13 protein-coding genes are annotated in these 12,789 nt (G+C 69.3%); 5 read left to right on the top strand and 8 right to left on the bottom strand.

Annotation, left to right across the window (positions count from 1 at the left end; all coding sequences use genetic code 11):
* On the bottom strand, positions 1–705 hold the full coding sequence (locus tag ACFWH5_RS04860; RefSeq protein ID WP_378832388.1) for a GntR family transcriptional regulator: 705 nt from the start codon (positions 703–705) through the stop codon (positions 1–3).
* Between the two features lie 96 nt (positions 706–801).
* Here ACFWH5_RS04860 and manD point away from each other — a divergent pair, with 96 nt between their 5' ends.
* The 4 genes from manD to ACFWH5_RS04880 all read left to right on the top strand — a co-directional run bounded on the left by manD (position 802) and on the right by ACFWH5_RS04880 (position 4,223).
* Positions 802–2,040, top strand: coding sequence for a D-mannonate dehydratase ManD (gene manD / locus ACFWH5_RS04865; protein WP_378832390.1), 1,239 nt, complete (start codon positions 802–804; stop codon positions 2,038–2,040).
* A 47-nt stretch (positions 2,041–2,087) separates the two neighbouring features.
* On the top strand, positions 2,088–2,588 hold the full coding sequence (locus ACFWH5_RS04870) for a gluconokinase (RefSeq protein WP_378832393.1): 501 nt from the start codon (positions 2,088–2,090) through the stop codon (positions 2,586–2,588).
* Complete coding sequence (locus tag ACFWH5_RS04875) at positions 2,585–3,283, top strand: SGNH/GDSL hydrolase family protein (RefSeq protein WP_378832394.1); 699 nt, start codon at positions 2,585–2,587, stop codon at positions 3,281–3,283. Before ACFWH5_RS04870 ends, ACFWH5_RS04875 begins: the two co-directional genes overlap by 4 nt.
* Before the next feature lie 73 nt (positions 3,284–3,356).
* On the top strand, positions 3,357–4,223 hold the full coding sequence (locus tag ACFWH5_RS04880) for a hypothetical protein (RefSeq protein ID WP_378832397.1): 867 nt from the start codon (positions 3,357–3,359) through the stop codon (positions 4,221–4,223).
* Positions 4,224–4,274: 51 nt separating this feature from the next.
* On the opposite strand, the gene ACFWH5_RS04885 is transcribed toward ACFWH5_RS04880, so the two are convergent.
* From ACFWH5_RS04885 to ACFWH5_RS04915, 7 genes are all read right to left on the bottom strand, one after another.
* Complete coding sequence (locus ACFWH5_RS04885) at positions 4,275–5,231, bottom strand: hypothetical protein (protein ID WP_378832399.1); 957 nt, start codon at positions 5,229–5,231, stop codon at positions 4,275–4,277.
* Positions 5,228–6,229 carry a hydroxyacid dehydrogenase gene (locus tag ACFWH5_RS04890; RefSeq protein WP_378832401.1) on the bottom strand — a complete coding sequence of 334 codons (1,002 nt, stop codon included), beginning with the start codon at positions 6,227–6,229 and terminating at the stop codon, positions 5,228–5,230. The genes ACFWH5_RS04885 and ACFWH5_RS04890 overlap by 4 nt, the downstream gene beginning before the upstream one ends.
* Positions 6,226–7,290: a dihydrodipicolinate synthase family protein gene (locus tag ACFWH5_RS04895; protein ID WP_378832402.1), complete on the bottom strand. Its 1,065-nt coding sequence runs from the start codon at positions 7,288–7,290 to the stop codon at positions 6,226–6,228. Before ACFWH5_RS04895 ends, ACFWH5_RS04890 begins: the two co-directional genes overlap by 4 nt.
* Positions 7,290–8,324 carry an NAD-dependent epimerase/dehydratase family protein gene (locus ACFWH5_RS04900; RefSeq protein WP_378832404.1) on the bottom strand — a complete coding sequence of 345 codons (1,035 nt, stop codon included), beginning with the start codon at positions 8,322–8,324 and terminating at the stop codon, positions 7,290–7,292. Before ACFWH5_RS04900 ends, ACFWH5_RS04895 begins: the two co-directional genes overlap by 1 nt.
* A gap of 16 nt (positions 8,325–8,340) precedes the next feature.
* The gene (locus tag ACFWH5_RS04905) at positions 8,341–9,216 is read right to left on the bottom strand and encodes a carbohydrate ABC transporter permease (RefSeq protein WP_378832406.1); all 876 of its coding nucleotides are present in this window, start codon (positions 9,214–9,216) and stop codon (positions 8,341–8,343) included.
* Positions 9,213–10,115: a carbohydrate ABC transporter permease gene (locus tag ACFWH5_RS04910; RefSeq protein WP_378832409.1), complete on the bottom strand. Its 903-nt coding sequence runs from the start codon at positions 10,113–10,115 to the stop codon at positions 9,213–9,215. Before ACFWH5_RS04910 ends, ACFWH5_RS04905 begins: the two co-directional genes overlap by 4 nt.
* A 92-nt stretch (positions 10,116–10,207) precedes the next feature.
* Positions 10,208–11,440 carry an ABC transporter substrate-binding protein gene (locus tag ACFWH5_RS04915; protein ID WP_378832411.1) on the bottom strand — a complete coding sequence of 411 codons (1,233 nt, stop codon included), beginning with the start codon at positions 11,438–11,440 and terminating at the stop codon, positions 10,208–10,210.
* A 190-nt stretch (positions 11,441–11,630) separates the two neighbouring features.
* On the opposite strand from ACFWH5_RS04915, the gene ACFWH5_RS04920 reads away from it, so the two are divergent.
* A complete protein-coding gene (locus ACFWH5_RS04920; protein WP_378832413.1) occupies positions 11,631–12,788 on the top strand; it encodes an ROK family transcriptional regulator in 1,158 nt (385 codons plus the stop codon).
* Position 12,789: the final 1 nt, after the last annotated feature.

A 12,789-nucleotide genomic window follows, 5' to 3' on the forward strand; every position in this document is an offset into this window, starting at 1 on the left:
TCACCGCCGTGAGGTCCGCCCGGTCCTCGTCGGCACGGCCCCGTCGAACAGTTCCGGATGCTGCGCCCGCACGGCGTCGAGATCGGCGAAGACGAAGCGCAGGTGCTCTCGCAGCGCCGAGAGCGCGGCATCCCTGTCGCCGGCCGCAAGCGCATCGACGACGCGCTCATGGTCGTCGACGTAGTCCTGCACGCTGCGCGTCGCACTCATCCCGACGTACCGCGCGCGATCGAGGTGCCCCTTCGCGGCGCTCACGGCGGACCACGCGTTCGCGTGACCGGCCAGGCCGAGCAGCGCACGGTGGAACTCCTCGTCGAGCGGGTAGAAGGCGTCGCGGTCGGCGGCTCCCCGCTGCCGCCGGATGATCGCGCGAAGCATCCGCTCCCCCTCCGGCGCCGGAGGTTCGCACGCGGCCAGCGATGCCAGTTCGATCGCCTCCCGGATGAACTGCGCCTCGCGCACACGGTCGGGGTCGATGCGAGTGACGTAGGTGCCGCTCTGCGGACGCACCTCGACGAGTCCCTCCTGGGCGATCAGCAGCAGGGCCTCACGCACGGGCTGCCGGCTGATCTCGAGCGCCGCGGCCAGCTCGTTCTCGGAGAGCAGCGCACCCGGCGCGAACCGTCCGCCGATGATGTCATCGCGGATGCGGGCGTAGGCGAGCTGACGCGCGGACGGCCGCGCAATGGGCTCGGATGCGGGCATAGCGTCACGATAGCTTGACGAAACTGGTATGGCAGTGTTTCCATGAAGTGCGCCGTCCCGCGGGCAACGCTCGCCTTCGCGAACTCAGGAGGCCCCATGATCATCGACAAGGCCGAAGTCATCGTCACGAGCCCCGACCGCAACTTCGTGACGCTGAAGCTGACCACCGATGAGGGGCACACCGGCCTCGGCGACGCCACGCTGAACGGGCGGGAGCTCGCTGTCGTCACCTACCTCTCCGAGCACGTCGTGCCGCTGCTCATCGGCGCGGACGCCGCGCGCATCGAGGACACCTGGCAGTTCCTCTACCGCGGCGCGTACTGGCGTCGCGGGCCGGTCACCATGGCCACGATCGCTGCCGTCGACATGGCCCTGTGGGACATCAAGGGCAAGGCCGCGGGAATGCCGGTGTACCAGCTGCTCGGCGGCGCATCCCGCAACGGGCTGATGGCCTACGGTCACGCCTCCGGCAAGGAGCTGCCCGAGCTGTTCGACTCCATCCGGGCGCATCAGGAGCAGGGCTACAAGGCGATCCGGGTGCAGACCGGTGTGCCGACTTTGAAGGCGATCTACGGCATCGCGGCACAGGGCGCCGACGTCGGCGATGCCACCGTGCGATACGACCACGAGCCGGCGCGGCGCGGGGCGAAGCCGGTGGAAGAGGACTGGGACACCCGTGCCTACCTGAACCACCTGCCGGGCGTGTTCGAGGCGGTGCGCAACGAGTTCGGCCCCGACATCCCCCTGCTGCACGACGGGCACCACCGCATGACGCCGATCCAGGCCGCACGCCTGGGCAAGGACCTCGAACCGTACGACCTGTTCTGGCTCGAGGACTGCACCCCGGCCGAGAACCAGGAGGCACTCCGCCTGGTTCGCCAGCACACCACCACGCCGCTCGCGATCGGTGAGATCTTCAACACCGTCTGGGACTTCAAGGACATCATCCGCGACCAGCTGATCGACTACGTGCGCGGCGCCGTGACCCACATGGGCGGCCTCAGCCCACTGAAGAAGACCCTCGACTACGCGGCGATGTACCAGATCAAGTCGGGCATGCACGGCCCGACCGACATCTCGCCGGTGGGCATGGCCGCGGCGATGCACCTGGGGCTGGCGATCCACAACTTCGGCATCCAGGAGTACATGCAGCACGGCCAACGCACTGATCAGGTGTTCCAGCAGTCGTTCACCTGGACCGACGGATATCTGCACCCCGGCGACAATCCCGGCCTCGGCGTGGAACTCGACGTCGATGAGGCGGGGAAGTACCCGTACGAGCAGGCCTACCTGCCGTACAACCGCCTGCTTGACGGCACCGTTCACGACTGGTGACACGGACACCGCTGACGACGGCGACCGCATCCGGGCAGGATGGACGTATGACCGATCGCCTGCGCCCCATCGTCGTGATGGGAGTATCCGCCGTGGGCAAGACGACGATCGGCATCGCGCTCGCGCGACTCACCCACGGGCGGTTCGTCGACGCCGACGACCTGCACGGTGAGGCGAACGTCGCCAAGATGACCGCAGGCGTCCCCCTCGAGGATGCCGACCGCTGGCCGTGGCTGGATCGCGTCGGCGCCGCACTCGAGCCCGGCACGGTCGTGGCATGCTCCGCCCTCAAGCGCGTCTACCGTGACGTACTGCGGCGGCACGCGCCGGAGGTGTTCTTCGTGCACCTGCATGTGGACGCCGCGGAGCTGATCGAGCGGGCGAGCGAACGCGACGGGCACTTCATGCCACCCGCCCTGCTGCAGTCCCAGCTGGACGCGCTCGAGCCGCTCGGCCAGGATGAAGCGGGCGCCGTGATCGATGCGGATGACCGCCCCGAGGAGGTCGCGGCGCGCTCCCTCGCCAGCCTGCCGACAGGAGCCCGATGACCACCGACCTGCCGCGCCTGCGTGCCCTGCTCGACAGTGGCACCCCGCTCAACTGGGTGTTCACCGGCGACTCCATCACGCACGGCCTGGTGCACACGCAGGGCGGGCGCAGCTACGTCGAGCACCTGCACGAGCTGATCCGTGGGGACCTCGGCCGCGTGCAGGACATCGTGATCAACACGGCGATCAGCGGATGGCGTGCCGCGCTGCTCCTCGAGGACTTCGATCGCCGGGTCACCGCCTGGCGGCCGCATGTGGTCACCCTGATGATCGGCACCAACGACTGCTCTGAAGCCGGGGTGTTCCCGGTGATCGAGGCGGCCGAGTTCGCGGCATCCGTCACCGAGCTGGTCAGCCGGGTCCGCGCGCAGGGCGCGATCCCGGTGTTGATGACCCAGCCCGCGATCGACGTCGCCAACGCGCCAGAGCGCGCGCGGATCGCCGACTTCGCGCAGGCCGTGCGCGACGTCGCCGCCGAGCAGCAGACCATCCTCGTCGACCCGTTCGCGCGCTTCGCCGAGCTGGGCGCCGGGCACCCTGGGGGCATCGCCTGGGGCCTGCTGAACGATCCGTTCCATCCCAATGAGGCGGGCCATGCGGTGCTGGCGCTCGAGCTTGCTGGCGCCCTCGGGCTCACGTCGGCACCGTCGCGGGTGATCGACGATCTGACCCAGCGCATCGCGGTCGCGGTCTGAGCCGGCGCCGCTCTTTCGGCCGGAGGCAGGACCCCGCGACGAATCACCGTGCACTCATTAGGCTGATCACATCATGGAAGAGTTCCTCCAGGGCTTCTGGGCCTTCGCTGGCCAATACTGGTGGCTGGTGTTCCCGCTCATGGGCGTCGGCGGCGGCATCGCCAAGTCCTGGGAGCGCGCGTCGAAGCGCCGGCATGAGCGACGGCTGGAGACCCTGCGTTTGAAGGCCGAGCTGAAGACGGCCGAGATCGAGGCGAGAGCACTCAACGGCGGCAGAAGACGCAAGCCGGGAGCGCCGCAGGTGATCGACTCGACGGCATCCGTCCCGTCGAACGAGCTGCTCGGGCGCCTGATGGCCGAGCACGACGAGGTCACCGCCCGCTGGCTCGACTACGAGCTGGATGTGGCGAAGCTGATCGCGTTTCCCGCCATGAGCGACGGGCGCCAGCCGCTCACCGCGGCGTTCCTGCGTGCCAAGAAGACCGCCGACGCGCTTCGCCCCTCGTCGGCCGATGCGAAGGTCAGCGAGCAGCAGATCACCGAGTACCTGGATGCCGTCGGCAACTACGCGGTCGCCTTCGAGGTCGCCGAGCGCGACGCCCGGCGCCTGCGCGACTCGAACTTCAGCGAGGACGAGCGCAAGCGACTCGACCGAGCACAGCACATGCTGAAGGTCGCGCTCGATGAATCCGCCACGCGGGCGGAACGGCAGGTCGCCTACAAGCGGGTGCGCGACGAGCTCGACGGGCTGATCGTGCTCTCGGACGACGCGGTCGACGTGCTCGAGAAGAAGGTGGCGGGCGAGCTCACGACCGGCGCGGATGCGGCCCCTCAGACGCCCGCATCCGACACACCGTCCGCCTCCGACGCGACCGGAACACCTGCACCCCAACCGCAGCCCCAGCCGCTCAGGCTCAAGCCGAACGACAGCCCGGCGTGATCGCCGAGGCCGTCGGGTGACGGCGTCGTCGTTCGATTCGGCGGGCAGCGCTCACGGTCGCACCGTCCCCGACCGGGCGGCGGCAGCCGCGTGGATGCTGTTGCGCACGACGATCCTGGCCTCAGCCCACGGCGCCGGAACCCCGCCGTGCCGAGCCGCCGCGAGCAGTGCGCGGATGAGCCCCCGGAATCCCAGGGTCTCGAGCGGGTCGTCGAGGGCCAGCTCGAGCGTGCGCAGGCCGCCCGCGGTCACGGCATCCACCGCATAGCGGTCCGGGCCCGGCACCCCGGTGACGAGCACCTGCGCGGCGACCGTGCGGTCGCCGCCGGGCAGCTGCAGCACGCCCTCGACTCCTGCGGCGTCCTCAGAGCGGGTCGTGGATCCGTCGAGACGGCGTGTCCACCCCGATCGCGCCTGGAACACCGCCCCCGGCAGCAGTCGGTCGATCATCTCCCAGGCGTGTACGCCGACGGTCACCAGTGTTCCGCCGCCGGCGGCCGGGTCGTCCTGCCACGCCCGCTCCGACAGCTGGAAGCCGGCGTTGTCGTGCTGCGCGTGCACCCGGACGCCGACCACCTCCTCGTCGGCGAGCTCCTCGCCGAACCGTGCGAGAGCGGGTGCGAAGCGCAGCACCGACGCGGTGCCGATCGGTGTGCGCGTCTTCGCCAGCACGGCTTCCCACGCGTCGAACTGCGCTTCACCTGCGGCCACGACCTTGTTGAAGAACACCGGCACGGCGGCATCCGCCGCAGCGATCGCGTCCAGCAGGGCACCGGTCTCGTGCGGTCGGGGGGTGGCGATGATCGCCTCCGCGCCGACGGTCAGCAGGTCGGACGGCGATGCGGCGACGACTCCGCCGAACCGCTCGGCGAAGCCCGCGGCGGCGTCGGCGTCGGAGTCGTGGACGGCGACCACCTGCCCGCCGAGCGCCTGTACGCCGCCGGCGTCGCTGAACGGGTGCGAGTGCGCGAGGCCCGCGAACGCCACACGTACCGGACGGATGCTCATGCCATCGTGGACAGCTGGTCGCGCGAGATGGCGTGTTCCAGCGTGCCGTCGGTGAGATAGGACTCGATCTCGCCCGCCACGATGCGGCCGAGACTCAGCCGCCCTTCTCGGGTTCCCGCCGCCCGGTGCGGCGTGAGCAGCACGTCGGGCAGTGAGCGGAAGCGGCTGTCCGCCGCCAGCGGCTCCTCGTCGAACACGTCGATCGCGGCGGAGATGCGGCCCGTCGAGACCTCCTCCAACAGTGCCGTCTCATCGACCAGCCACGACCGGGCCGTGTTGACCAGGCCCGCACCGTCGGGCATGAGAGCCAGCTCGCGGCGGCCGATCATGTGGTGGGTCTCGGGCAGCGTGGGCGCGTGCACGGCGACGATCAGGGCGCGGCTCAGAGCGTCGTCCAACGTCGTCAGCTCGGCACCGAGCTCGTGGGCCGTCTGCTCGTCGACCGTGGGATCGACCAGCAACGGCTGCGCCCCGAGCGCGCGGATGAGGGCGAGGTAGGCGCGGCCGGTTCGGGAGGCGCCGATGACGGCGATCGGGGCGTACAGGATCTCATGCTGCACCCCGGCGCTCTGCGCGTCGTACCAGCCGCCTGCACGCAGACGGTGGTGCATGGTCGGCACGCGGTGCAGCAGGGCGAGGGTGAAGGTGAGCGAGACCTCCGCCACCGAACGCGCCATGCCGGCGCCCGCCTGAGTGACGCGGATGCCGCGGTCGTACAGTTCATCCGTGACGAAGGGCTTGATCGTCGCCCCGGTGTGCGCGACCAGGCGCAGCCTCGGCATCCGGTCGAGGCGCGGCGCGTCGAGCGGACCCAGGCCCCAGCTGGTGACGAGGATCACAGCCTCGCCGAGGTCCTCGACATCCTCCAGCCGGTCGCAGCGGACGAATTCGCCGCCGAGCGCCGCCGCGGCGCTCGCCAGACGAGCGGCGTCCTCCGCAGAGAAGAACTCGTCGAACAGCCCCTCCGAGACGACCGCGACGATGCTCGGGGCGCTCATCGCAACCACGACTCCACGTTCTCGGCGATGAACGCGTCGTCATTCAGCTCGGGATAGGCCCGACGCACGCGCTCGATCTCCTCGGCCTGGCCCGGCGAGAGCGACTCGCGCGGGTCGAGGCACCAGGTGCCCTGCAGCAGACCCTGCTGGCGCAGCATCTCGTGCACGCCGGCGATGACACCGTGGAAGTCGTTGCCCGGGTCGAACACCGCCTGGTTGACGTCGACCATGTCGGACGCCCGTCGTCCCAGCCGCCGGTACGCCTCCAGATCTCCCGCCGCGGCGCGATGCGCATCGTCGAGCAGCGAGACCGCGGCGCGCGTGCCCACAGCCCACTGGCCGAGAAGGCCGCCGACGAACCGCAGGGTGCGCGGCCCGTCGGGCGATTCCACGTGGAACTCCGCGAGCAGATCGGCGACGATGGCGTCGTCGTTGCCGGTGTAGAGGGCGATCTCGTCGGCGCGACCGGATGCGGCGACCCCACGCACGAGTTCGAGTGTGCGATAGCGGTCGAACGGCGCGGCCTTCACGGCCACCACCGCGGGGATCGAGGCGAACTCCCGCCAGAACTCCCGGCCGAGCACCGGACCGCCGATCGCGGTCTGCAGGTAGAACCCCACGATCGGCAGCACCTCGCCGACCGCGCGTGCCCGATCCAGCAGCGCCCGGTCGTCGGCGCCCGCGACCCGTGGGCTGACGAGCACGGCGTCGTAGCCGAGGTCGCGGGCGAGCTCGGCTTCGGATACCGCTTGCGCGGTGCCGCCGGCCACGCCCGCGATCCGCACGACGTGGGCGCCGGCCCGCTGGTTCATCTCCTCGGCGGCGAGCGCGAGCACCGGCTCGAACAGCGCGTGCTCGGGGTCGCGGATCTCGAACTGCGTGGTGTGCACGCCGACGGCGATACCACCGGCGCCGGCGTCGAGGTAGTAGCGGGTGAGCGCACGCTGACGACGCTCGTCGAGGGTGCGCTCGGACGTGAGCGCCAGCGGATGCGCGGGAATCACCGCACCGTGAGCGAGCGTCTGCGCCGCCTCCGGGCGCAGAGCGGGAACGGCGGACATCAGAACTTCCCGTCGCGCACGGCCCACTTGGTGGGCTTCGCCGTCATCGGCAGTCCGGCCTGCATCCAGCCCGCCTGCCATTCGATCAGCGTCTCGGCGGGCACGGAGGGGTAGCCGAACAGCGCCATGCACCGGCGGGCGTCGCTGAGCAGCGCGGTCGGCTGCGGCTCGTCGACGAGGCTGACCTCCCGCTCGAGCAGCGCGCCGAAGCGGCGCGCGATGGATTCGACGCTGAGCAGCTCAGGACCGGTGAGGTTGATGGTGAAGACGTCAGGCGAGGCGTGGGTCAGGCTGCGCAGCACCACCTCGTTGGCGTATCCTTGCCAGACGACGTTGACGTTGGCGGTCGCGAGCGACACCGGCTCGCCCGCGAACACGGCGCTTCCGATGTCGGCCAGAACGCCGTAGCGCAGATCCACGGCGTAGTTCAGGCGGATGATCGACACCTTCGTGCCGCGCTCCTGAGCGCCGAACTCGAACACCCGCTCCCGGCCCAGACACGACTGGGCGTACTCGCCGATCGGAGCGGGCGTGACGTCTTCCGAGGCCCCGCCGGAGGAGGCGGGCAGGAACGGGTAGACGTTGCCGGTCGACAGCACGGCGATCGCGCTGTCGCGGTAGCGTCGCGCGACACGGTCAGGCAGTGCCGCGTTGACCTCCCACGCCCATGAGGGGCTGGTCGCGGCGCCGAACTTCGCGCCCACCATGAACACCACGTTCGGAGCATCCGGCAGCGCCGCGAAATCGTCGTTCTCGATCAGATCGAACGGAACCACCTCGACTCCGGCGGTCTCGAGGCGCGCGCGGATCGCCGCGTCGCCGAAGCGCGAGACCGCGTACACGGTGTCGGCGCTGCGCCCGGCGGCATCCATCGCCGCGCGCGCGAGCATCGCGAGGGTCGGTCCCATCTTGCCGCCGGCACCCAGGATGACGAGATCGCCGGCGCCCTTCGCTACATCGGCGACGAGGGCGTCGCTGGGGGTGGCGAGGGCTCTCTCGAGCTCCTCCTCCGAGGTGAATCTCAGCGGTGACACGGTGTACATATTCCTTTCAGCCCTTGATTCCAGAGCCTGTGACGCCTTCCTGGACGTAGCGCTGCGCGACCAGGTACGCCATGAAGATGGGGAGCAGGGCGACGACGGAGCCGGCGAGCATCACGCTCAGCGGCACCTCCTGCTGCTGCAGGGACGAGATGCCGACGGTGAGTGTGAACATGTCGTTCGACTTCGCGATGATCAGCGGCCAGAGGAAGTCGTTCCAGTGCCAGAGGAACACGAAGATGCCGAGGGTCGCGAGCACCGGCTTGCACAGTGGCAGCACGATGCGCAGGAAGATGCGGAACTCGCCGGCACCGTCGATGCGCGCCGCTTCGAAGAGCTCATCCGGCAGTCCCTGGATGAACTGGCGCATCAGGAAGACCGCCTGGGCATTCGCGAGCGTGGGCAGGATCAGTCCCCAGTACTCGTCGACGCCGCCGAGGTTGGCGATCAGCAGGAACGTGGGGATCAGAGTGACGTGGAACGGCACCATGACCATCGACAGGAAAGACCAGAAGATGACCTCCTTGCCGGCGAAGCGCTTCTTGGCGAAGGCGTAGCCGGCCATCGCCGACAGGAAGAGCACGGCGACGACCGACACGAGCGAGTACACCAGGGTGTTGAACAGCCAGAGCAGGATGTTCTGTCCGCTCAGCACCTGCTCGTAGGAGCTGAACGACATGTCGCCCCACGGCAGCAGCGAGGCCGGGAAGTTGACGGCCGCTCCCGGCTTCAGGCTCAGCACGACCATCGCGTAGAACGGGAAGAAGCTGAAGATCGCCGCGGCGCTCAGCCAGAGCCAGCGCAGCACGAGGCCGCCTCTGGTCGGTTCGAGCGCCTTGAAGGAGCGGTGTTTCGCGCGGGGCGTCGTGGAGGCGAGCGCGGTCATTTCTGCTTTCCGATCACCAGGCGCTGGATGAGCGCGACGACGAGGGTCATGATGAACAGCGCCACGCCGGCCGCTGCGGCATAGCCGTACTCGAAGTACTTGAAGCCCTGGTCGTAGACGAGGTAGACGAGGGAATAGCTGGCGTTCGCCGGCCCGCCCTGGGTCATCACGTAGATGACATCGAACACCTGGAAGGCGGCGGTGGTCTCGATGACCGCGAGGAAGAACACGGTCGGACGCAGATGCGGCAGGATCACCCAGCGGAAGCGCTGCCACGCGTTGGCGCCGTCCATCAGCGCCGCCTCCTCGAGTTCACGAGGGATGTCCTGCATGGCGGCGATCATGATCATCATCCCGTAGCCGAAGCGCGACCAGACCCCGACGATGATGATGGCGGGAACCACGAGCACGGTGCTCGCCAGCCACGATCCGCCCAGGCCGAGAGGGCTCATGAGCTGAGCCCACGGGCCGGAGTTCGAGAAGATCCAGACGAAGATCGCACCGGCGAGCACGAGGGAGGTGATGACCGGGAGGAAGAAGATCGAGCGGAAGAATCGCGAGCCGCGGAAGGCGCGGCGCACACCGAGCGCCATCACGGTCGAGAGCACCAGCGAGATCGGCACGGCGAAGACGGTGTAGAGCAGGGTGGTGCTCAGGGCGCGCCAGAACAGCGGATCGGCGACGAGGCGCTGGAAGTGGTCGAGTCCGCGCCAGCCGATCTCGCCCGAGATGTCGTAGTCGAAGAAGCTCAGCGCCACGCCGGCGATGGTCGGGCCGAACCGGAAGGCGAGGAAGAGCAGGAACGCGGGAAGCACGAAGAGCAGGGCGACGCGCGCTTCGCGGCGGGCGAGCACGCGGGTGGAGAGGCTTCTGCGCGGCTTCTCTGGCTCAACAGGCATCACGGGAGGCGCCATCATCGGTGGGGCTGTCGTCATCTCGTCACCTCGGATCGGGTGAGGGGCGCGCGGACCGATCCGCGCGCCCCTGCCGGTTACTTCAGGAGCGGCTCGGCGGCCTTCGCCGCGTCTTCGAGCGCCTGCTCCGGCGTCTTCTGACCCAGCAGCGCAGCCTGGATCTCGGGCGACAGCACGCCCATCAGCGCGCGCGAGCTCGGGGCGAGCTCACCCACGGTCGTCACCGGGACGAACTGCTCGACCTGACCCATCAGCGAATCGGGGGCGTTGATCGGGTCGACGTCGAGGGCCGAGAAGAAGCCGGCCTCGGTGAGGTAGGGCTCGAGGACCTCGGCGCTGGTGGCGTACTCGGCGAACTTGCCCGCCGCATCCTTGACCTTCGAGCCCTTGAGCATCGACAGCGAGCCGACGGTGCCGTAGGCGACGGTCTCCTCGTCGGTGAGTGGCGGGAGGACCTTGACGTTCTCCTCGCCCCAGATGTCGGTCAGCTCGGCCGTGGCGTTCACCCAGGTGCACGCGGTCTTGCCCTGAGCGATGCCGGTCTGCTCGATCGGGGGCAGCGAGGTGAGCGTGTCGGGGTCGAGTGCGCCGGCCTCGGCGAGTTCGGTGAGGAACGTCAGCGCCTCGACGCCCTCGTCGCTGTTGAAGGCCACGGCGCCGCTGTCGTCGTACACGGCGCCGCCGGCCTGCCACAGCAGCGGGTAGAAGGTCATGTTGAGCGTGGCCTCGGCGGATGCGGTGTAGTTGAACAGCTGCATGCCGGCGTCGACGAACTTCGGCGCGATCTCCCGCACGTCGTCCCAGGTCTCGGGGTACTCGGTGACGCCGGCGGCCTCGAAGGCGGCGGCGTTGCAGATCAACGGCTGCGCGCTCGTGAGCATCGGCGCGCCCATCAGGCCGGGCTCGAGCGTGACCGAGGAGGCGACGTTCTCGAGCAGCTGCGACTTGTGCTCGTCACTGAGGTAGTCGTCCATCGGCTCGATCGACTTCTCGTAGGCGACGAGCTGGTCGGGGATGAGGTAGACGAGGTCGGGCCCCTTGTTCGCCGCGATCGCGGTCTGCAGGCTCTCGTCGCGGTTGGCCCACGGGAAGATCTCGTACTCGACGGTGATGCCCTCGTTGGCCTTCTCGAAGTCGGCGATCGTCTCGTCCCAGAACGCCTTGTGCTGCGCCTCGTCGGCCATGACGGGGTAGAGCCAGACCGTGACCGTCTGGTCACCGCCGGCGGCGCCGCCACCGGCGGAGCAGCCCGCCACGAGGCCGACCGCTGCGAGACCGGCGATCAGGCCGGTGAATCTCTTGACACGCATGATGCTCCTTTGCTCAGGGTGGTGCCATTATGACAGTACGTTTGGATAATTAGTCAACACGAGATTCGTTCTTTCCGCCACCACGTTTTTCAACAGGTGCGGCGCGAACCGGATCGCGGCACATCGCGATTCCGCGAAGCCCGTGTGCTAATTTTGTCGCACATTCATCGACGACGAGGGAGGTCCGCGCGTGAATCGCAGCAATCTGACCATCGCGGTCCGGGTCGCCCTCCACGTGCGCGACCACGGTTCAGCGACGGTCAATGAGATCGCAAGAAACCTCGAACTGTCGCGCACATCGGTGGAGAACGCGGTGGGCACGCTCACCGAACTCGGACTCGTCGTCGACGCACCGTCCGCCGGCGGGCGCGGCGCGGGCCGCCCTGCCCGCCGGTTCACGTTCGAGAGCGGATCGGCGTACGTGATCGGGGTCGATGTCGGCATCGCCTCCGTGCGGGTCGTCGTCGCCGATCTCCGCGGGGACGTCGTGGTCCAGCAGAGCTTCGCCGGCGTGGCCGGTGCGCGCGATGGCGCCGCGAAGCTCACGGCCGTCGTCGACGACATCCGCGAAGTCCTCGCCGGCGCGATGATCCCCACCTCGCGCCTCCGCGCCATCGGCGTGTCGCTCCCCGGCATCGTCGACGACTCGGGACGGGTGGTGACGTCGGTCGTCATTCCCGAGTGGTCGGGCATCGACATCGGAGCGCAGCTGCAGGCCGTGTTCGGCTGCCCGGTGTCGGTGGACAACGGCGTGCGCCTCGCTGCCGTGGCGGAGCACCACCTCGGTGTCGCGCAGCTCGTCGACGACGTCCTCTACCTCTCGGTCGGCAATCGCATCGCGATGGGACTCATCATCGGCGGCCGGCCGCGCCGCGGCATCCACAACGCGGCCGGCGACATCGGTCGCCTCGCCTTCCCCGGTCTCGTGACCCAGACAGGACAGCTCACGTGGCGCAGCGGTCAGACCGCCGAGGAGGTCTTCGGCCTGGCCCGCGCGGGTGATGCGAGTGCGTCCGCGGAACTCGGTGATTTCGTCGACCAGCTCGCGCGCGGCATCGCCACCCTCGTGCTCACCGTCGACCCGGCGATGGTCGTCATCGGCGGCGGCCTCTCTGCCGCGCACGAGCAGTTCCTCGACCCGCTGCGGGCTGCGCTCGCCGCACACATCGGCCTCCCCTTCTCGGTGCCGCTGGTCGAGGCGCGCCTCGGCGCGGAGGCGGCCTCGCACGGCGCGCTCGTGTTCGCGTTCCGGCGCCATGCCTCCGCCATCTACAACCTGGACGGAATGCCCGTGCCCCCCATCACCCCGTTGCCCGCCGAGGTCGTCGTCGGCGCTGAATCCAGGTAGG

This window comes from Microbacterium sp. NPDC058345 (assembly GCF_042723855.1).
Taxonomy (GTDB): Bacteria; Actinomycetota; Actinomycetes; order Actinomycetales; family Microbacteriaceae; genus Microbacterium.